Annotated in this window: 20 protein-coding genes and 1 pseudogene; 13 read left to right on the top strand and 8 right to left on the bottom strand. The window is 72.7% G+C overall.

Going from position 1 to position 19877, the window contains the following annotated elements; translation table 11 throughout:
• Positions 1-26: 26 nt before the first annotated feature.
• The gene (locus N8I86_RS09825; protein ID WP_073899959.1) at positions 27-1034 is read left to right on the top strand and encodes an ADP-ribosylglycohydrolase family protein; all 1008 of its coding nucleotides are present in this window, start codon (positions 27-29) and stop codon (positions 1032-1034) included.
• 4 nt (positions 1035-1038) lie between these two features.
• Positions 1039-1788 carry a nucleotidyltransferase domain-containing protein gene (locus N8I86_RS09820; protein WP_263277602.1) on the top strand — a complete coding sequence of 250 codons (750 nt, stop codon included), beginning with the start codon at positions 1039-1041 and terminating at the stop codon, positions 1786-1788.
• On the opposite strand, the gene N8I86_RS09815 is transcribed toward N8I86_RS09820, so the two are convergent.
• Both N8I86_RS09815 and N8I86_RS09810 read right to left on the bottom strand, forming a co-directional pair.
• Entirely contained in the window at positions 1714-2502 is a 789-nt protein-coding gene (locus tag N8I86_RS09815) for a nucleotidyltransferase domain-containing protein (RefSeq protein ID WP_263277601.1), read from the bottom strand. The two genes, N8I86_RS09820 and N8I86_RS09815, sit on opposite strands and share 75 nt — an antisense overlap.
• Before the next feature lie 22 nt (positions 2503-2524).
• Positions 2525-2989 carry a Rieske (2Fe-2S) protein gene (locus N8I86_RS09810; protein ID WP_123438370.1) on the bottom strand — a complete coding sequence of 155 codons (465 nt, stop codon included), beginning with the start codon at positions 2987-2989 and terminating at the stop codon, positions 2525-2527.
• A 158-nt stretch (positions 2990-3147) separates the two neighbouring features.
• Here N8I86_RS09810 and aroH point away from each other — a divergent pair, with 158 nt between their 5' ends.
• From aroH to der, 5 genes are all read left to right on the top strand, one after another.
• Entirely contained in the window at positions 3148-3510 is a 363-nt protein-coding gene (gene aroH / locus N8I86_RS09805) for a chorismate mutase (protein ID WP_073899950.1), read from the top strand.
• Positions 3507-4592, top strand: a complete 1086-nt coding sequence (locus tag N8I86_RS09800) for a prephenate dehydrogenase (RefSeq protein WP_263277600.1) — start codon at positions 3507-3509, stop codon at positions 4590-4592. The genes aroH and N8I86_RS09800 overlap by 4 nt, the downstream gene beginning before the upstream one ends.
• 97 nt (positions 4593-4689) lie before the next feature.
• Positions 4690-5385 carry a (d)CMP kinase gene (gene cmk, locus N8I86_RS09795; RefSeq protein WP_073899946.1) on the top strand — a complete coding sequence of 232 codons (696 nt, stop codon included), beginning with the start codon at positions 4690-4692 and terminating at the stop codon, positions 5383-5385.
• 62 nt (positions 5386-5447) lie between these two features.
• Positions 5448-6035: a lysophospholipid acyltransferase family protein gene (locus tag N8I86_RS09790; protein WP_385325707.1), complete on the top strand. Its 588-nt coding sequence runs from the start codon at positions 5448-5450 to the stop codon at positions 6033-6035.
• An 83-nt stretch (positions 6036-6118) separates the two neighbouring features.
• Entirely contained in the window at positions 6119-7597 is a 1479-nt protein-coding gene (der, locus tag N8I86_RS09785) for a ribosome biogenesis GTPase Der (RefSeq protein WP_073899942.1), read from the top strand.
• A 77-nt stretch (positions 7598-7674) separates the two neighbouring features.
• Here der and N8I86_RS09780 read toward each other — a convergent pair whose 3' ends face one another.
• Positions 7675-8085, bottom strand: coding sequence for a hypothetical protein (locus N8I86_RS09780; RefSeq protein WP_073899940.1), 411 nt, complete (start codon positions 8083-8085; stop codon positions 7675-7677).
• Between the two features lie 76 nt (positions 8086-8161).
• Complete coding sequence (locus N8I86_RS09775) at positions 8162-8953, bottom strand: hypothetical protein (protein ID WP_123438374.1); 792 nt, start codon at positions 8951-8953, stop codon at positions 8162-8164.
• A gap of 539 nt (positions 8954-9492) precedes the next feature.
• On the opposite strand from N8I86_RS09775, the gene N8I86_RS39585 reads away from it, so the two are divergent.
• The 3 genes from N8I86_RS39585 (at position 9493) to N8I86_RS09760 (ending at position 11823) form a co-directional block, all read left to right on the top strand.
• Complete coding sequence (locus tag N8I86_RS39585) at positions 9493-10200, top strand: transglycosylase family protein (RefSeq protein WP_263277598.1); 708 nt, start codon at positions 9493-9495, stop codon at positions 10198-10200.
• 74 nt (positions 10201-10274) lie between these two features.
• On the top strand, positions 10275-11294 hold the full coding sequence (locus tag N8I86_RS09765; RefSeq protein WP_073899934.1) for a helix-turn-helix transcriptional regulator: 1020 nt from the start codon (positions 10275-10277) through the stop codon (positions 11292-11294).
• A gap of 313 nt (positions 11295-11607) precedes the next feature.
• Complete coding sequence (locus N8I86_RS09760; RefSeq protein WP_263277597.1) at positions 11608-11823, top strand: I78 family peptidase inhibitor; 216 nt, start codon at positions 11608-11610, stop codon at positions 11821-11823.
• A 110-nt stretch (positions 11824-11933) separates the two neighbouring features.
• Here the strand turns inward: N8I86_RS09760 and N8I86_RS09755 are convergent, their stop codons facing one another.
• Positions 11934-12956 carry a phosphatase PAP2 family protein gene (locus tag N8I86_RS09755; protein WP_073899930.1) on the bottom strand — a complete coding sequence of 341 codons (1023 nt, stop codon included), beginning with the start codon at positions 12954-12956 and terminating at the stop codon, positions 11934-11936.
• A gap of 237 nt (positions 12957-13193) precedes the next feature.
• Positions 13194-14561 (bottom strand): mannosyltransferase family protein, encoded by a 1368-nt coding sequence (locus N8I86_RS09750; RefSeq protein WP_263277596.1) that lies wholly within the window; start codon positions 14559-14561, stop codon positions 13194-13196.
• Positions 14562-14821: 260 nt separating this feature from the next.
• Here N8I86_RS09750 and N8I86_RS09745 point away from each other — a divergent pair, with 260 nt between their 5' ends.
• Together N8I86_RS09745 and N8I86_RS09740 are read left to right on the top strand one after the other, a co-directional pair.
• On the top strand, positions 14822-16447 hold the full coding sequence (locus N8I86_RS09745) for an MFS transporter (RefSeq protein ID WP_123438378.1): 1626 nt from the start codon (positions 14822-14824) through the stop codon (positions 16445-16447).
• Positions 16448-16548: 101 nt separating this feature from the next.
• Positions 16549-17739, top strand: coding sequence for an acyl-CoA dehydrogenase family protein (locus tag N8I86_RS09740; RefSeq protein WP_073899922.1), 1191 nt, complete (start codon positions 16549-16551; stop codon positions 17737-17739).
• Positions 17740-17777: 38 nt separating this feature from the next.
• On the opposite strand, the gene N8I86_RS09735 is transcribed toward N8I86_RS09740, so the two are convergent.
• Entirely contained in the window at positions 17778-18215 is a 438-nt protein-coding gene (locus N8I86_RS09735) for a cell division protein SepF (RefSeq protein WP_073899920.1), read from the bottom strand.
• 307 nt (positions 18216-18522) lie between these two features.
• On the opposite strand from N8I86_RS09735, the gene N8I86_RS09730 reads away from it, so the two are divergent.
• Positions 18523-19692 carry a DUF5685 family protein gene (locus N8I86_RS09730; RefSeq protein WP_263277595.1) on the top strand — a complete coding sequence of 390 codons (1170 nt, stop codon included), beginning with the start codon at positions 18523-18525 and terminating at the stop codon, positions 19690-19692.
• Positions 19693-19715: 23 nt separating this feature from the next.
• Here the strand turns inward: N8I86_RS09730 and N8I86_RS09725 are convergent.
• Positions 19716-19867, bottom strand: a pseudogene (locus N8I86_RS09725) (ABC transporter substrate-binding protein); the annotation flags it as partial.
• Positions 19868-19877: the final 10 nt, after the last annotated feature.

The raw sequence follows: 19877 nt of genomic DNA, 5'->3' as shown, positions 1-19877 counted from the left end.
ACCGTGACGATAAAGGGGGACGGCGTATGTCCAAGCAGCCGGCGACCGGAGCACTGATCGGCCTCGCCCTCGGGGACGCCCTAGGCTTTCCGACCGAATTCGACGACGTGCCCTCCATCCTCGCCAAGTGCGGGCCCTGGCGGGAGATGGAGCTGCCGAAGCGGGCCTTCGTGTCCGACGACACCCAGATGACCCTCGCCCTCGGGCGCGGACTCCGCACCGCCATGGAACGCGGTCACCTGGCGCCGAAGCGGCTGGAGCGGCCGCTGCGCGAGGAGTTCGTGGACTGGTACCACTCACCGGAGAACAACCGCGCCCCCGGCCGCACCTGCCTGACCGCCTGCGCCCTGCTGAACGACGAGGGCCGGCGCTGGCAGGACGCCAGCCAGATCGGTTCCAAGGGCTGCGGCGCCAACATGCGGGTCGCCCCCATCGGCCTCGCGCCCGGCCTCAGCGACGAACAGCGCTCCGGCGCCGCCCAGTTGCAGTCCGCGCTCACCCACGGCCACCCCACCGCGCTCGCCGCCTCCGACCTCACCGCGCGCGCCGTCCACCTGCTCGCGCGGGGCGTGGACCCGGCCGGCCTGGTCGGGCGCCTGCGCTCGTACGCGCTGGAGAACCGGACCCGTTACGACCACACCTGGCTCGGCGACCTGTGGACCCGCTCCCAGGACCCCGGCCCCGAGCACTTCATCACCCGCGGCTGGGACGAGTGCCTGGCCGTCCTCGACCGCCTCCAGGAGGCCGTGCGGACCGTCTCCCCGGAGACCGACCCGTGCCTGGCCACCGGCGAGGGCTGGATCGCCGAGGAGGCCTTCGCCACCGGACTGCTGTGCTTCCTGCTCTTCCCGGACGAGCCCGTCACCGCGCTGCGCCGGGCCGCCTGCTCCAAGGGCGACTCCGACTCCATCGCCTGCCTGACCGGTGCCTTCGCGGGCGCCTGGCTGGGTGCGGACGCCTGGCCCGCCGACTGGGCCGAGCGGATCGAGTACCGAGGCGACCTGTTGGCCCTGGGAGCGCTCTGGGACGCTTAGGCCCATGATCGAAGACCTCGACATCGACCTCGCCCCCGTGGTCGCGGAACAGCCCGACCCGCTGCTGTTCGCGACCGTCTCCGGCGCCCACCTGTACGGCTTCCCCTCGCGGGACTCGGACGTGGACCTCCGGGGCGTCCATCTGCTGCCGACGGCCGACCTCGTCGGGCTGCGCGAGCCGGAGGAGACCCGCTCGCGGGCCTGGGTGCGGTTCGGTGTCGAGCTCGACCTCGTCACCCACGACCTGCGCAAGTTCGCCCGGCTGATGCTCCGCCGCAACGGATACGTCCTGGAGCAGCTGCTCTCGCCGCTGGTCGTGCACACCTCGGACGCGCACCGGGAGCTGGCCGCGCTCGTCCCGGGCGTCCTCACCGGCCACCACGCCCACCACTACAGGGGGTTCGCGGTGACCCAGTGGCGGCTGTTCGACAAGACCGGCGAACTCAAGCCGCTGCTCTACACGTTCCGGGTGCTGCTCACCGGCATCCACCTGATGCGCAGCGGCGAGGTCCAGGCCCACCTGCCCACGCTCCTCGGCCTGGTGGACGCCCCCGGGTACCTGCCCGAGCTGGTGGCCGCCAAGGCCGAGCGCGAACACGGCACCGCGCGGATCGACCACGCGCGCGTGGAGGCGGACGTGGAGCGGCTGCACGCCGTGCTCGACGAGGCCCAGTCGGCCTCAGTCCTGCCGGACGCGCCCACCGCGCACGACGCCCTGCACGACCTGGTGGTGCGGCTCCGCCTCGAGCGCTGAGGCGCGGCGCACGCGGTAGAGGAAGTCGGCCACCCGCGCGCGGTCCGGCTCCGGCGGCAGCGGGGTGCCCCGCCCGGCCTCCTCGGCCTCGGCCGCCAGCCGGACCATCCACCCCTCGACCTCCGCCCACGGCACCTCGCCGCGCTTCACCGCGAGCAGGGACTCGCGCCGGTCGCCGACGTCGATCCGCAGCTCCCCGGTGCGCAGCAGGTCGCGGGCGCTGATCAGCAGCCGCAGCAGGTGCATCGCGTGCTTCCAGCGCGGTGCGCCCGTCGCGCGGACGTCGGCGTCTAGCTTGCGCCGCTGGCCGAGCGCATAGCGGGTGAAGGTGCCGTGGACGTGGCGGGAGAGGAAGGCGCCCCGCAGGGACAGCAGCTCGCGGCCGGTGCCGTCCACGTGCTCGACCAGGGGCGAGTGCAGGCACTCCAGGATGTTCGGGTTGCCGCGCAGCGCCAGCTCGCAGAACCGCTCCAGCTCCCAGGAGAACTGCTCCTCGCCCGGACCCTCCACATGCGTCGGCGGCTTCTCGAACCGCCAGAACAGGGGGGTGGGGGCGAGGAACACGCCCCGCCGGTCGGTGTCGCTGCCGTCCGTGGCCAGGCCGAAGGCCCGCGAACCCATGACACAGGAGTAGATCGTGTGGTCGCGCACCAGGCGCACGGCGCCTTCGCGGTTCTCGGGGTTCGCGCTGTGCTTCGGGTTCTCGAGCGGCATGCGCGGAGCGTACGCGGAGTGCTCAGGTCAGGCGGATCGAATTTCCCTCCACCTTGATCGACTTCTTCGGCAGCGGCTTCGTGGCGGGGCCGTGGGCCACCGAGCCGTCGGTGACGTGGAACCTGCTGCCGTGGCAGGGGCAGTCGATCGTGCCGTCCGCCACCTTGGCCACCGTGCAGCCCTGGTGCGTGCAGATCGCCGAGAAGGCCTTGAACTCGCCCTTCTTCGGCTGGGTCACCACCACCTTCTCCTCCTTGAAGATCTTGCCGCCGCCCTCCGGGATGTCACTGGTCCGCGCCAGCTCGTTCTGGGTGAAGGCCTCGGCGGCGGGGGAGGTGGACGCCGAGGGGGATGCCGGAGTGCGGGACACCGCGGTGTCCGTGGCCGGAGAGCTCTTGTCGTTCTCGGCGCCGCATCCCACGCATCCCACGGCGAGCGCCGCCGCGCTCGTCGCCAGAACCGTGCGCCGCGTCGTGGGCTGGGTCATGTCACCACTCCGTACAGACGTTGGGGGCAGAAGGTGAAACCGGTACATACCGGGGCGTTCGCATCGTCTCAGTGATCGGGCGCCGCGCGCCCCGCCCGCGCGGGCTGACTACGCTGGACGGATCAGCACAGACACACCTGTCAGCGAGGAGCAGCGCCGTGGCGGTACGAGCGGTCCGGGGGGCCGTCCAACTCGAACGGGACGAGGCCGGACACATGGACGAGCAGGTCGGGGCCCTGCTCACCGCCGTCCTCGAGCGGAACGGGCTGACCGTCGACGACCTGATCAGCATCTGGTTCACGGCCACCCCCGACCTGCACAGCGACTTCCCGGCCGCCGCCGCGCGCAAGCTCGGCATCGTCGACGTCCCGCTGATCTGCGCCCAGGAACTCGACATCGAGGGCGCCATGCCCCGGGTGGTGCGGGTCCTCGCGCACATCGAGTCGGACCGGCCCCGCGCCCGGATCGCCCACGTCTACCTCGGCGCCGCGGCCGCCCTGCGCAAGGACATCGCCCAGTGAGAACCGCACTCGTCATCGGAACGGGCCTCATCGGCACCTCCGCCGCCCTGGCGCTGGTCCAGCGCGGCGTCACCGTGCACCTCGCCGACCACGACCCCCAGCAGGCCCGTACGGCCGCCGCGCTGGGCGCCGGCACCGACGAGGCCCCCGAGGGCCCGGTCGACCTGGCGATCGTCGCCGCCCCGCCCGCCCACGTGGCCGGGGTGCTCGCCGACGCCATGCGCCGGGGCGTGGCCCGCGGCTACCTGGACGTCGCCAGCGTCAAGGGCGGCCCGCGCCGCAAGCTGGAGGCACTGGGCCTGGACCTCACGGGCTACCTCGGCACCCACCCCATGTCAGGCCGGGAGAAGTCCGGCCCGCTGGCCGCCACCGGCGACCTCTTCGAGGGCCGGCCCTGGGTGCTCACCCCGACCCGGGACACCGACACCGAGGTGCTGAACCTCGCCCTGGAGTTGGTCTCCCACTGCCGGGCCGTCCCGGTCGTCATGGACGCCGACGCCCACGACCGCGCCGTGGCCCTCGTCTCCCACATGCCCCACCTGGTGTCGAGCATGGTCGCCGCCCGCCTGGAGCACGCCGAGGAAGCGGCCGTACGGCTGTGCGGGCAGGGCATCCGGGACGTGACCCGGATCGCCGCCTCCGACCCGCGCATGTGGATCGACATCCTGTCCGCGAACCCGGGCCCGGTCGCCGACCTGCTCTCCGACGTCGCCGCCGACCTGGACGAGACGGTGCGGGCCCTGCGGGCCCTGCAGTCCTCCGACGAGGACAAGCGGCGCGACGGCACGGCCGGCGTCGAGGACGTCCTGCGCCGCGGGAACGCGGGCCAGGTGCGGGTACCCGGAAAGCATGGCAGCGCGCCCCGGGTGTACGAGACCGTCGTCGTCCTCATCGACGACCAGCCCGGACAGCTGGCCCGCATCTTCGCGGACGCGGGACGGGCCGGGGTCAACATCGAGGACGTGCGGATCGAGCACGCCACCGGTCAGCAGGCCGGCCTGGTCCAGCTCATGGTCGAGCCGAAGGCGGCGGCGCCCCTGAAGGAGGCACTGCGCGAGCGGGGCTGGGCCCTGCGGCAGTGAGCCCGGTGAGGGCCCCTCCCGCGAGCCAGTAACCTTGTGCGGGGCGCCCTCGCGCCCCCACCCCGCCCACCACCCTTCACCAGGAAGGTGCCCTCCCGTGGAAAACGGCGCCGCCCCGACCGCCAAGCCCGTGATCGTCGCGATCGACGGCCCCTCCGGCACGGGCAAGTCGAGCACGTCGAAGGCCGTCGCCGCCCAGCTCGGCCTGAGCTACCTGGACACCGGCGCCCAGTACCGCGCCATCACCTGGTGGATGGTGGACAACGGCATCGACCTGGCGGACCCGGTCGCCATCGCCGACGTGGCAGGCAAGCCCGAGATCATCTCCGGCACCGACCCGTCCGCCCCGACCATCACGGTCGACGGCGTCGACGTGGCCGGCCCGATCCGCACCCAGGAGGTCACCTCCAAGGTGAGCGCGGTCAGCGCGGTGCCCGAGGTGCGCGCCAGGATCACCGAGCTCCAGCGCACCCTCGCCACCGGCGCGGAGAAGGGCATAGTGGTCGAGGGCCGGGACATCGGTACGACCGTCCTGCCGGACGCCGACCTGAAGATCTTCCTCACCGCCTCGGCGGAGGCCCGCGCGGCCCGGCGCAGCGGCGAGCTCAAGGGCGCCGACGTGCAGGCCACCCGCGAGGCCCTGATCAAGCGGGACGCGGCCGACTCCAGCCGCAAGACCTCGCCGCTCGCCAAGGCCGGCGACGCCGTCGAGGTGGACACCACCGAGCTCACCCTCGCCCAGGTCATCGAGTGCGTCGTCACCCTGGTCGAGGAGAAGCGGGCCGGGAAGTGACCGAGCCGTCCCTCCCCTCGGAGCGGGGCGCCGAGGTCGGGCGGCGTATCGGCGTCGGCCTGATGTACGGGCTGTGGAAGCCCCGGGTGCTCGGCGCCTGGAAGGTGCCCGCCACCGGCCCGGTGATCTTCGCGGTGAACCACTCGCACAACGTCGACGGCCCGATGGTCATGGGCGTGGCGCCCCGGCCGACGCACTTCCTGATCAAGAAGGAGGCGTTCATCGGCCCGCTGAACCCCTTCCTGACCGGGATCGGCCAGGTGAAGGTGGACCGCGCCTCCGCCGACCGCACCGCCATCACCCGGGCCCTCGGCGTGCTGGAGGCCGGGGGAGTCCTGGGCATCTTCCCGGAGGGCACCCGCGGCACGGGCGACTTCGCCTCCCTGCGCGCCGGGCTCGCGTACTTCGCGGTCCGCAGCGGGGCGCCGGTCGTGCCCATCGCCGTGCTGGGAAGCTCCGACCGGCCCGGACGGTTGATCAAGGGGCTCCCGCCCCTGCGGTCCCGCGTCGACGTCGTCTTCGGCGACCCCTTCGAGGCGGGCGACGGCAGCGGGCGGCGCACGCGCAAGGCCCTGGACGAGGCGACCGAGCGCATCCAGAAGCAGCTCACCGCGCACCTGGAAAACGCCAGGCGCCTGACCGGCCGCTAGGCGACACTTGAGTAGTGGATCAGCCGGGAGAAAACCGGACCGATCCACCGACCACCACGAATGAACAACGAGGTACGGACTTCATGAACGACCAGAACCAGCCCGGCGGCTCGGCTGAGCACGAGTACGACCACGGGGCGCTCGGCGACGCCGAGTACGCGGAGTTCATGGAGCTCGCCGCGGAAGAGGGCTTCGACATCGAGGACGTCGAGGGCGCCATCGAGGCGGCGGGCCACGGCCCGCTGCCCGTGCTCGCCGTCGTCGGCCGCCCCAATGTCGGCAAGTCGACCCTGGTGAACCGGATCATCGGCCGCCGCGAGGCGGTCGTCGAGGACAAGCCGGGCGTCACCCGCGACCGCGTCACCTACGAGGCCGAGTGGTCCGGCCGCCGCTTCAAGGTCGTCGACACCGGCGGCTGGGAGCAGGACGTCCTCGGCATCGACGCCTCCGTGGCCGCGCAGGCCGAGTACGCGATCGAGGCCTCCGACGCCGTCGTCTTCGTCGTGGACGCCAAGGTCGGCGCGACCGACACCGACGAGGCCGTCGTACGGCTGCTGCGCAAGGCCGGCAAGCCGGTCGTGCTGTGCGCCAACAAGGTCGACGGCCTGAGCGGCGAGTCGGACGCGGCCTACCTGTGGTCCCTCGGCCTCGGCGAGCCGCACCCGGTCTCCGCCCTGCACGGCCGCGGCACCGGCGACATGCTGGACGCCGTCCTGGAGGCGCTGCCGGAGGCCCCGGCGCAGACCTTCGGCACGGCCGTCGGCGGTCCGCGCCGCATCGCCCTGATCGGCCGCCCGAACGTCGGCAAGTCCTCGCTGCTGAACAAGGTCGCCGGCGAGGAGCGGGTCGTCGTCAACGAGCTGGCGGGCACCACCCGCGACCCGGTCGACGAGCTGATCGAGCTCGGCGGCACCACCTGGAAGTTCGTCGACACCGCCGGTATCCGCAAGCGCGTCCACCTCCAGCAGGGTGCCGACTACTACGCCTCCCTGCGTACGGCCGCCGCCGTGGAGAAGGCCGAGCTCGCCGTCATCCTGCTGGACGCCTCCGAGAACATCTCGGTGCAGGACCAGCGCATCGTCACCATGGCCGTCGAGGCCGGCCGTGCCGTGGTGCTCGCCTTCAACAAGTGGGACACCCTCGACGAGGAGCGCCGCTACTACCTGGAGCGGGAGATCGAGACCGAGCTGGGCCAGGTCGCCTGGGCCCCGCGCGTGAACGTGTCGGCCCGCACCGGCCGTCACATGGAGAAGCTGGTCCCGGCGATCGAGGCCGCGCTCGCCGGCTGGGAGACCCGCGTGCCGACCGGCCGCCTCAACGCCTTCCTCGGCGAGCTCGTCTCGGCCCACCCGCACCCGGTCCGGGGCGGCAAGCAGCCCCGCATCCTGTTCGGCACGCAGGCCGGCACCAAGCCCCCGCGGTTCGTGCTCTTCGCCTCGGGCTTCATCGAGGCGGGCTACCGGCGCTTCATCGAGCGCCGGCTGCGTGAGGAGTTCGGCTTCGAGGGCACCCCGATCCACATCTCGGTCCGGGTGCGCGAGAAGCGCGGCAAGAAGAAGTAGCCCGGACGGCAGCGGCCGTACGGACGAGAAGGGCGGCCCCCCCGGAGCACCGGGGGCCGCCCTTCTCCGTTCGTCCGTCACGCGCCGCGACGCGGCCCGGGCGGCAGGGGCAGGCCCGCCGGGACGTAGTGCATCCCGGTGTCCTGCTGCTGCCGGCCGAGGGTGCCGACGCGCTGCCACTGCGACTGCTGCCGGGCGCTGTACGCCCCGGCGCTGTAGGCGCTGTAGGAGCTGCTGAACGACCCCGCCCGGTGGCCGCCGAGCGACCCGGCACCGTCCGGGATGTCCCCGAAGGCGCTGAACCCGAGCTCCTCCTCGCCGCTGCGGTCGCCCGGCAGCGTACGGAAGGCCTTGACCCACTCCGCGTAGAGCGAGTCGTAGATCGGCGTGGCCGACTGCCCGCCGGCGCCCTCCTGCGCCGCCCGGGCGGACGGGACGGAGGCGAAGGAGGACCGGCGAGGAGGAGGGGGGGTGTCGTATGCGTGCACGTATGTCCAAACGACGGCGCCCGCAAAGGGATGCGGTTGCCTGGCCCGCCTTCGGAGGCGCGGGGCCGCGCCGTACTCAGGTGCCGGCGAGCGGCAGCGCCGCCGCGACCAGCTTCCCGTTCACGGCGGCCTTGTCCAGCGCGTCCCGCAGCAGGTCCTCCCGCGGCTGCCGCCCGATCGAGCCCACCGGCGCCGCGAACATGAGCACCTGCTGGTGCTTGTTGGCCGCCGCCCGCCAGCTGTCGGTCACCTGGAGCGGCTGGTGCGCCTGCCACCAGGCCACCGGCTGGCCCCCGTTCGGGCCGGGCTGGAGCACCGCGTGCAGCTGACCCACGGCGAGCAGACACGACCAGCCGTGCAGCACCGGCGGCACCGAGGCCAGCGCGGTCACCGGCATGAAGCCCTGCTCGATGAGGAGCGGGAGGAAGTCGTCACCCGCGCCGGCGCTGCCCGGGCGCACGATCGGCGAGGTCGGCTCCACCACGAGCGCGGGGTGCAACTCGCCGTCGAGCAGGACGAGTCCGCTGGTCACGCCCAGCACCGCCTGCTGGGGCGCGGCGCTGTGCGGCTCGGCGCCGGCGAAGTCGGCACCGGAGCCGCCGATCGAACGGACGGCGCCCTGCAGCTGCTCCTCGGTGACCTGGACGACCTGCGAGGGCAGACAGCCCGCGTGGGCGAAGGCGAGGACGGCGGTCTCGTCGCCGATGAACAGGACGGTGCTGGTGCGCTCCTGCTCGGAGTCGCCCGGGGTGCGACAGGAGGTGCAGTCGTAACTGCCCGGGGCGTTCTCTCCGGCGAGCAGCCGGTCGGCTTCTTCGTCGCCGATCTCGGCGCGTACGGCGTCACTGACGTCGAGCATGCGCGGCACGGGTGGCTCCCTCGGATGCGGTGCTGGGTCGGCCGGGTGGCTCCCGGCCGATGAGCCCCGGGGTTCCGGGCTCATGAAGAAGACAACGGACGTCCTGTGGTGGGGGTCACGCCCCGCGGGAAACCGGTTCGAACCTTCCACCGCGCTGGGTCACCTTTCGTGCGGAACCGGCCACTCACCGTCAACTGGGCGCCACGTCAAGGAACTTGAATGGGTGAAGTGGGTCACAGATCGCCTGAACAGTTGGTCGACAAATCACGAAATCCACGGACGAACTGGGTGGCCGAAAATCGCCGATACTCGCGGTAACTGTCAACTGGCCTCGCACGACACGTAGTTGGTTGATTCCGGCCGCTCGACCTCCCTACATTCCTCCGCCGTGTGCAACGAGCACCGCTCGGGTTCGTCCGCCACCCGGCACCGGCAGAGCACGATCGCCGGCACCGGGGGCGCGGACGGGGCGGGCGCGGGGGACCGCGGTGATCCGCGGGAAGACGCGCTCCGCCCGGGGGAGCCCGGGTTCGTGGAGAGGGAAATACATGTCCGAGTGTGCCGATACCACCCGCAGCACCGCCCGTGACGACAGCGCCCGCAAGGGCCGTACGACGGCCGCGCTCGCCGGAGCCGCCCTGCTGGCCCCGCTGGGCCTGCTGGCCGCGACCGGCAACGCCGCAGCGGCGGACAACGGAGTGTGGGACCGCATCGCCCAGTGCGAGAGCGGCGGCAACTGGCACATCAACACCGGCAACGGCTACTACGGCGGGCTGCAGTTCTCCGCCGGCACCTGGCGCGCGTACGGCGGCTCCGCCTACGCCCCGACGGCCGACCAGGCCTCCAGGAGCGCCCAGATCGCCGTCGCCACCAAGGTGCAGCAGGCCCAGGGCTGGGGCGCCTGGCCGGTCTGCTCGGCCCGGGCGGGAGCGTCCGGCACGGCACCGACGGCGGCCTCCACCGGCTCCGCGGGCGGAACCGCCTCGAAGGGCGTGACGACGAAGTCCGCCCCGGCGAGGTCCGCCCCGGCGAGGTCCGCCCCCGCGAAGTCCGCCCCGGCGAAGACGCAGGACCGTCCGGCGGCGCAGACGGGCCGCAGCGCGTCCCGCGGCGACCACATCGTCCGCCAGGGCGACACCCTGAGCACCATCGCGGCCTCCCACGGCACCACCTGGCAGCGGATCTACGCCGCCAACAAGGCCGTCATCGGCGAGGATCCGAACCTGATCGTGCCCGGCCAGCGCCTGGACCTCTGAGCACACGCGGGCCCGGGCAGCCGCTGTTCCGACGAGGACAGCGGCTGTCCGCGTCCGCTGGCACACTCGGCCCCATGTTGGAGACCTCGGCACGGCTGCTGCGTCTGCTCTCGCTGCTCCAGGCCCACCGCGAGTGGTCCGGACCCGAACTCGCCGAACGGCTGGGCGTCACCGCGCGCACCGTCCGCCGGGACGTGGACCGGCTGCGCGAGCTGGGCTACCCGGTCAACGCCAGCCCCGGCACCGGCGGCGGCTACCAGCTCGGCGCGGGCGCCGAACTGCCCCCGCTGCTGCTGGACGACGACGAGGCGGTCGCCGTGGCCGTAGGGCTGCGCACCGCGGCGGGGCAGGGCATCGAGGGCATCGGCGAGACCTCCGTGCGCGCCCTCGCCAAGCTGGAGCAGGTGCTGCCGAACCGGCTGCGCCGCCGGGTGGGCGCCCTGAACGCCTTCACGGTGCCGATGCTGCGCGGCGGACCGCCGCTCACCCCGGTCGACCCGGGCCTGCTCACCGAACTCGCCCACCTGTGCCGGGACGCCGAGCGGCTGCGCTTCGACTACGAGAGCCACGAGGGCACCGCGAGCCGCCGTACCGTCGAACCGCACCGGCTGGTGTGCACCGAGCGGCGCTGGTACCTGGTCGCCTGGGACGTCGACCGGGCGGACTGGCGGACCTTCCGCGTCGACCGCATCACCACCAGGCCGCCGCACGGGCCGCGCTTCACCCCGCGCGAACCGCCCGCCGAGGATCTCGCCGCCTACGTGTCCCGGGGTGTCTCCACGGGCGCGTACGCCACGCACGCCACGGTGCGGCTGCTGGTGCCGCTGCCCGAGGCGGCCGAGCGGGTCTCACCGTCCGCGGGGACGCTGGAGCCCGAGGGGGAGGAGACGTGCCTCCTGCGCAGCGGTGCCGCGAGCCTGGACGTGATGGTCGTCCACATCACGATGCTGGGCCTGCCGTTCGAGGTGCTGGAGCCCGCCGAGCTGACGGACGCGGTCAGGAGGATGCGCGACCGGCTCGACGAGGCGCTGGCCCGGGGCGCGGAAGACGGGCCGCGCGCTCCGGGCGGTCCGGGGCGAACGCCGGCGCCGTAGCCGGGGAGCGTACCGCGCTCGGTGTGCGGAAACGGTGAATTTCCTATGCCGCGTCAGCTGCGGTGACCTGCCCGCGGATTGTCGGGACAATCGTGCCCGGGGCCGCCGTGATGCGCGCCGAGCCGCTTTCCGATCGGGGAATTCCGAGCGGCGGCGCGACACGCGTGAATTCTGTTCGACTACCCCGGTAAGCGGTACGAAAACCCCCGTACGTGTGACGGAGTTCGAGCAGAACCGACCCCCGTGGCTGTGACAGAAGCGTGACGGAGCGCGGACGCTTCTCCTACTCGGGCGTGCCGACTAGCCTGGCGGTATGGCACCGATTCCCACTCCATCGGCGGAGCCCCAGGACAGCCCGGACGGGTACGTCGGCCTCGACGCCCCGGACGCCGAGCGGCTCGCTCGGCAGCGGGGGTGGTCGACGGTACGGTCGCTGCCGCCGGGCGCGATCATCACCATGGAGTACCGCACCGGGCGGCTGAACTTCGAGGTCAGGGACGGACTGGTGGCCCGCGCCTGGAAGGGCTGACTCCGGCCCCCGGTACGTGAGTACGGCGAAGGCCCCGCCCCCGGGAGGGGGCGGGGCCTTCGCCGTGGCGCGGGCTGGTCGTGCGTACCGGACCCGCCGCCTGTGTGCCGTCAGCCGCCCGTCAGGGGGCGGGCCGGCTGGGACGTGCCGCGCGGGTGGCGGTCGGCGTGCGGCGGCCGGCGGCTGCCCACCGGGGTGACCGGGGTGCGCTCGGAACGGGCCGTGTGCGGGCCCGGGGCCAGGTGCACCGGGCCGCGGGAGGCGCGCGTGGAGGAGACGGGTTCGCGCGCCGACGGGTTGTCGGCGGCCGCGCCGCGCGGGGTGAGCGCCACCGGCGTGACCGGGACGAGCGGTTCGGTGGCGGGCCGGCCGCGGCGGGCGCGCCAGCGGTCGCGCAGGTCGAAGAGGGCGGTCTCGACCTTGGTGATCAGCGGCTCGAACCAGGGCAGGGCGAGCAGGATCAGCAGACCGGCGGCCCAGCCCAGCAGTACGTCGCTCAGCCAGTGCGTACCGAGGTAGACGGTGGTGAGGCCGACGCCGAGCGAGGTGACCGCCGACAGTGCGGACAGCCAGCGCCGGGCTCGGGGGCTGGAGGCCAGATACGCCAGGATGCCCCAGGTCACCACCGCGTTGGCGGTGTGGCCGCTGGGAAATATATCGCCGCCCAGGCCCATCTCGTTCGAGCCGATGGTGGTCGCGTAGTGCGGACCGAGCCGCCCCATGCCGAGCTTGGCGGCGCCGACCGTGATGTTCAGCAGCAGCAGCGAGGTGGCCAGGGTCAGCAGCGGGCGGAGGGTGTGCTGCCGCCAGGAGCGCCAGCCGAGCCAGGCCGCGACCATCACGGCGGTGGGGCCGCGCTGGCCGAGCACCACGTAGTAGTCGAGGAACGCGTGGATCTGCGGCCACTGCTGGTAGGGCCGGAAGAACATGACCTGCCAGTCCAGCCGGACCAGCCACGAGCTGATCACGACGGCCCACACGATCGCGAGGTAGAAAGCCAGGGTCGCGGTGAACAGGACGACCCGGTGCCGGCTCATCCTCGGCACATCGATGTGGGCCGGTCGTTCCGGCTCACGGTCCAGTCTGGCGAACACCCGGTCCAGACGCCGGGTGAGGTTTCGTTCGGTACGCACCCAATCGACGTTACAGCGAGTGAGCTGTGTTCCCGGTCGAAACAGGGGCTTTGTGATGACGATGTGATGTGGGAAACCTCTCAAGGGCGGTCCGAATTCACGGGATTTCACAATCCCGTGGGGCCGCTCCCGTCAATTCCTTTGATCATGCCGGGTGTTGTTTATATGGCGCTTATGAATGCGTTAACCCGGACCTGGTGCGGAATTCTCCGGGACGTCATCGTCCGGGGGAGTGGATCACGGCGGACCGGAGCCGTTCAGCCAGAACGCCCCGTAGACCGCCGAGGCGACCGCCACCCCGGCCGTGACCAGCGTCGATCGGGAGGTGCGGAGCCGGGCCAGGGCGCAGGCGAGCGGCAGCAGCACCGGGAAGGCGGGCAGCAGCAGCCGGGGCTTGGAGCCGAAGTAGCTGGACGCGCACAGGGCGAGCGCGAGCACGACACCGGTGTACACCAGGAGTTCGACGGGCTGACGGGCGCGGACACCCTTGACGTACAGCCAGATCAGCAGGGCGACACCGATGATCAGGCCGGCGCCGGCGAGGGCGGACGGGAATGACGTGAACTTGTCGGCAACGAATCGGGCGAACGCGTACCCCCCGTCGAACCCGTTGCGCCATCCGGCCTGGACGTCCAGGTATCCGAGCGGGCCCCTGCCGGTGTGCCGGCCCACCCAGAGGACGTACCCCGCGGCACCGAGCGGGGCGAGCGCCATGCCCAGCGCGCGGCGCGTACGGGAGGGGTGCGCAGAGGTCCGTGCGCCGGGGGCGGGCGAGGGGGCTCGTGTGACAGATGGGGTGTATGCGGTACTTGCGTCAGAAGTGGGTGAAGGGGTCGCATGTGCGCGGGGGGCGTGGGGCGTCTCCTGCGCGCCGTCAGTTACCTGATCGCGCCCCGCGTGTGCGCAGTGCTCCTGCGCCGAGGCGTGTTCGTCGCCGCGCGCGCCGTGCGATGCACTCGCGCTTCGGTCCCGCACGAAGGAGAGCGCCCCCGCGACCCATACCGCCGCGACCACCGCCACGCCCACCGGCCGGGTCAGCCCGGCGAACGCCGCCAGCAGCCCCGCGCCGACCCACCGCCCGGTCAGCAGCGCGTACAGCGACCAGGCCGCCAGCGCCGTGAACAGCGACTCGCTGTACGCCATCGACTGCACGATCCCGACCGGCAGCACCGCCCACAGCAGCACCGCGCAGACCCCGGCCCGCCGTCCGTACACCAGGTCGGCGACGGCGAAGATCCCGGCCGCCGCGGCCAGCGAGGAGAGCAGGGCGACGACGAGGCCCGCGTCCGCGTACGACAGCGGGGCGACCGCGTGCAGCAGCCGCTCCAGCCACGGCAGCAGCGGGAAGAACGCGAGGTTGGAGTGGACGTCGCCGTTCGGCAGCCGCACCTCGTAGCCGTATCCCCGCTCGGCGACCCGCGTGTACCAGAGGGAGTCCCAGCGTGCGGTGAGCAAGGTGGACGCGCTCTTGCCGCGCGCGGCACTCCACACCGCCAGCACGAGCAGCCCCAGGACGCGGACCGCCGCGTAGCCCAGGAGGGCGGGGGCCGCCCGGCGCAGGAGGGGGGCGTGGGCCGGTGCCACGCGCGTCTCAAGGTCGGTCACGGGCTCGATTATCGACAGGCGGGGGAACCGGACGGTTCACCGGGTCGTGGTCAAGAGGAGACGGTGTGGCGTACGCCACACGGGTTCCGTTGAGCGTGTGAGAGGTCCGCCACGTGACCGGGCGGTGAACTCGCGTACGCTGACGAGTCACCCGCGTGGGTTTGCGCGGGCCGGAGACCCCGCTCCTCTCCGGCCGTACGACAGGGAGTCCCCACCCCGTCGCTCCGCCCCACGCGAGGGATCATCTGGGAGGTACGTACATGTCCGGGACGACCACGGCTGCCGTACGGCCGCGCCGTCGGACGGCCGGGGCCGGTGCCAACCGCTGGGTCGTCCTCGTCGTCCTCTGTGTGAGCCTGCTGCTCGTCGCCCTCGACGCGACGGTGCTGCACGTGGCGGTCCCCGCCGTCACCGAGGACCTCAGACCCGGCGCCGTGGAACTGCTCTGGATCGTCGACGTCTACCCCCTGGTGTGCGCCTCCCTGCTGATCCTCTTCGGCACCCTCGGCGACCGCGTCGGCCGCAGACGGATCCTGCTGCTCGGCTACTCCCTCTTCGGTGTCGCCTCCGCCGTCGCCGCCTTCGCGCCGACCGCCGAGACGCTGATCCTCGCCCGCGCGCTGCTCGGCGTCGGCGGCGCGATGATCATGCCCGCGACCCTGTCCATCCTGCGGCAGGTCTTCCCCGACCGGCGCGAGCGCGCGCTCGCGATCGGCATCTGGAGCGCGGTCGCCGCCGTCGGCGCGGCGGTCGGACCGCTGCTCGGCGGCTTCCTGCTGGAGCACTTCTGGTGGGGCGCGGTGTTCCTGGTGAACATCCCCCTGATGCTGGTCAGTCTGCCGGTGGGCCGGATCCTGCTGCCCGAGTCCCGCGGCGACGGGCGCGGCCCCTGGGACGTGACCGGCGCGCTGATGGCGGCGGCCGGCCTCTTCGGTGCCGTCCTCGGGGTCAAGCGGGTCGGCGGCGGCGAGGCGGTGCTGAGCCCCTTCACCCTGCTGCCCCTGCTGGGCGGCGCGGCCCTCCTCCTTCTCTTCGTACGGCGGCAGCGCCGGCGCCCCCATCCGCTGGTGGACCTGCGGATGTTCCGCCGGCCCGCGTTCAGCACCTCCGTGGGCTGCATCGTGCTGGCCATGCTGGCGCTGGTCGGTCTGGAGCTGATCGCCGCCCAGTACCTGCAACTGGTGCTCGGCCTCTCGCCCCTGGAGACGGGCCTGCGGCTGCTGCCGCTGACCGTCGCCGCGATGGGGGCGGGACTGGCGGGCGCGCGGATGCTGCGCCGCTTCGGACCGCGCCGGATGGTGTGCCTCGGCTTCTGCCTGACGGCCGCCGCGGTGCTGACCCTGACGGCGATGGGCGCCACCGACAACACCGCACTGCTGCTGGCCGGCTTCGTGCTGCTGGGCTTCGGCCTGGAGACCACCCTCTTCGGCGCCTACGAGTCGATGCTCAGCGAGGCCCCGTCCGAGCAGGCCGGCGGCGCGGCGGCCATCGGCGAGACGTCGTACCAGCTGGGCGCCGGCATCGGCATCGCGCTGCTCGGCAGTGTGATGAACGCGGCGTACGCGCCGGGGTTGCGGTCGGTGCCGGGCGTGCCGCGGCACGCGTCGGCCGCGGCGGGCCACTCGCTCGGCGAGGCCTACGAGATCGCCGGGCGCCTCGGCGGATCGGCCGGGGCCGCGCTGCGCCGGGCGGCGCGGGACTCCTTCGTGCACGGGCTCCATGTGACGCTCCTGGTGAGCGCGGTTCTGCTGCTGCTGGGCGCGGTGATGGCGCTGCGGCTGCCGCGGACCATGCAGTGCGGCGAGGAGCAGGCCGCGGCCGAGGTGGGACTGCCGGCGCCCCGGGAGGCGGAGCGGGCGGCCGAGAAGCCGCGGGTCTCCGCCTGACCCCCTCTGGACGTGCGGGACACTGCACCGTAACGTCGGCCGGAGTGCCGTAACTAGCGCTGCTAGTTTTTGATGAGTTCCCGTGTCCCGGAGGGTGTTCCATGTCCGCGTCCGCGAAGCTGCCCCCGTTCGATGCCGCCGACCCGCTCGGGATCGACGACCTGCTGGACCCGGAGGACCTGGCCGTCCGGGACACCGTCCGCAGCTGGGCCGCCGACCGCGTGCTGCCGTACGTCGCCGACTGGTACGAGAAGGGCGAGCTGCCGCAGATCCGCGAGCTCGCCCGGGAGCTCGGCGCCCTCGGCGCGCTCGGCATGTCCCTCACCGGTTACGGCTGCGCGGGCGCGTCGGCCGTGCAGTACGGTCTGGCCTGCCTGGAGCTGGAGGCCGCCGACTCGGGGATCCGCTCCCTGGTCTCGGTGCAGGGCTCCCTCGCCATGTACGCGATCCACCGGTTCGGCAGCGAGGAGCAGAAGCAGGAGTGGCTGCCCCGCATGGCGGCCGGCGAGGTTATCGGCTGCTTCGGCCTGACCGAGCCCGACCACGGCTCCGACCCCGCCGCCATGCGCACGTACGCCAAGCGCGACGGCGACGACTGGGTGCTCAACGGCCGCAAGATGTGGATCACCAACGGCTCGGTCGCCGGGGTGGCCGTGGTCTGGGCGCAGACCGAGGAGGGCGTGCGGGGCTTCGCCGTACCCACCGACCGGCCGGGCTTCTCGGCGCCCGAGATCAAGCACAAGTGGTCCCTGCGCGCCTCCGTCACCAGCGAACTCGTCCTCGACGACGTACGCCTGCCCGCCACCGCCGTGCTGCCGGAGGTCACCGGACTGCGCGGACCGCTCAGCTGTCTGTCGCACGCCCGCTACGGCATCGTCTGGGGCGCGATGGGCGCCGCGCGCAGCAGCTTCGAGGCGGCCGTGGAGTACGCGAAGACGCGCGAACAGTTCGGGCGGCCCATCGGCGGCTTCCAGCTCACCCAGGCCAAGCTCGCCGACATGGCGGTCGAACTGCACAAGGGGATCCTGCTCGCCCATCATCTGGGGCGGCGGATGGACGCCGGCCGCCTGCGTCCCGAGCAGGTCAGCTTCGGCAAGCTCAACAACGTCCGCGAGGCCATCGAGATCTGCCGGACGGCGCGGACGATCCTCGGTGCCAACGGGATCTCCCTCGAATACCCCGTGATGCGGCACGCGACCAACCTCGAATCGGTGCTCACCTACGAGGGCACCGTCGAGATGCACCAGCTGGTGCTGGGCAAGGCGCTCACCGGGCTCGACGCCTTCCGGTGAGCCCCCGGGGGGAGACAGGGCCGGCGGGCGGCCCTGCCTCAGCTCTGGTTGAAGAATCCGTCCTCACGGCGTGACGCCGGGTCGCCGCTGATGATCTCCGTGTTGGAGGGCGTCAGCAGGAAGACCCGGTTGGCGACCCGCTCGATCGTGCCCCGCAGGCCGAAGGTCAGCCCCGCGGCGAAGTCCACGACGCGCTTGGCGTCGGCGGGCTCCATCGCCGTGAGGTTCATGATGACCGGGACCCCGTCCCGGAACAGCTCGCCGATGGCGCGGGCGTCCCGGAAGCTGTCCGGGGTCACCGTGCCGATCCTGCGCCCCTTCTCCTCGGCCGTGTCCGTGGCCACCTTCACCCGGGGGTCGGTGACCCAGGCGGCCCCGGACTCGGTGCCCTCGGAGTAGTCGTCGTCGTAGTAACGCTCGTCATCGTTGTCGTCGACGAGGCCGAGCCACGCACTCGCCTTGCGTACCGATCCCATGGACGCCTCCTCTCACAGCGGTCTTGCTTTCCGCATCCCTATGGTCATCCATGATGCGGACGGTGCGCCAAGTGGATAGACGCCGCGCGGGGGGTTTGTGACGGTACTGGTGCACAGCGGATCCGTCGAGAGTCCTTGTGCCCCAAGGGCTGAGACTCATACGGATGCTGACTGTGAGTGAAATATGATTGTCAGGGGCGGATGGGTGACGCGCGGGGCGTACGGGTGAACGAGGGCGCTGATACGACCCGACAGTCGGCCGATACGATGCCGAGCTCAACGTCGTGGCACGGCACGGGGGATCGAAGTGTTCGGAATCGTCAGGCCCTGCTCCCACCGGCTCGGGGAGCACCTCAAGGACCAGTGGATGGCGCACTTGTGCGGGCTCTGCCTCGCACTGCGCCGCGACCACGGACAGTTCGCACGGATCGTGACGAACTATGACGGGCTGCTCATATCGGTTCTGACGGAGGCTCAGGCCGGGACGACGGCCGGCTCCCGGCGCACGGCCGGGCCCTGCGCCCTGCGCGGGATGCGCACGGCCTCCGTCGCCCAGGGCGAGGGCGCGCGGCTCGCCGCCGCCGTCTCGCTGGTGCTCGCCTCGGCGAAGGTGCGCGACCATGTCGCCGACCGTGACGGCCTGCTGGCGCGCAGGCCCGTAGCCGCCGCCGCGCGCCGGGTCGCCGCCGGCTGGGGTCGCGCGGGCGCGCACAGCGCAGCCGCGGTCGGGTTCGACACCGGCGTCCTCGTCGACGCGGTCGACCGGCAGCTCGGCATCGAGACGCTCGCCGGTCCCGGCACCCCGATCCTGACGGTCACCGAGCCCACCGAGACCGCGACCGCCGCCGCCTTCGCGCACACCGCGGTGCTCGCCGGACGGCCGGGGAACGCGCGGCCCCTCGCGGAGGCCGGGCGGCTCTTCGGCCGGCTCGCCCACCTGCTGGACGCCGTCGAGGACCAGGGGGCCGACGCGCTGTCGGGCGCGTGGAACCCGCTCACCGCGACCGGCACCTCCCTGACCGAGGCGCGCCGGCTCGCCGACGACGCCCTGCACGGCATGCGGCTGGCGCTGCGGGACGCCGAGTTCAGCGACGGGAAGCTCGTCCATCTCCTCCTGGTCCACGAGCTCCGGCGCTCCGTCGACCGGGCGTTCGGCACGGGGGCGTGCGGACACGGACCCGAGGCCTCCTTCGGACCGCCCCCGGGCCATCACGCGCCCCCGGCGCCGGGCAACCCCTACGGCGCACCCTTCGGCGGCGAGCCGCCGCGCCCGGACAAGCGGGGCTTCTGGGCCGGGTGCGCGGCCGCCATCGGACTGTGCTGCACCTGCAAGGTCTGCTGCGCCGACGAGTACGAGGGGCCGTGGTCCCGCAAGAAGCGTGAGGGCTGCTGCGGCAACTGCGACTGCTCGTGCTGCGAGGCCTGCCAGTGCTGCGAGTGCTGTGAATGCTGCTCGTGCTGTGACTGCGGGATCTGAGGCGCGCCCGGCCTTCCGGTTCCTCAGTCCCTCAGCTCCGGCGGGGAGACGCGGGACGTGGTGAGCGCGGACCCGGACGTGCCCCACTTCTTCAGGATCCGTTGAGGCACTTCAGGCCCGGCTGGTGGGCGAGGGCGTACCGCAGGCCGTTGATCGTGGACATCACGACATCGCTGGGAGGGTCC

Source organism: Streptomyces albidicamelliae, from assembly GCF_025642175.1.
Classification (GTDB): Bacteria; Actinomycetota; Actinomycetes; order Streptomycetales; family Streptomycetaceae; genus Streptomyces; species Streptomyces albidocamelliae.
This window is presented reverse-complemented; position numbering and strand designations above follow the sequence as displayed.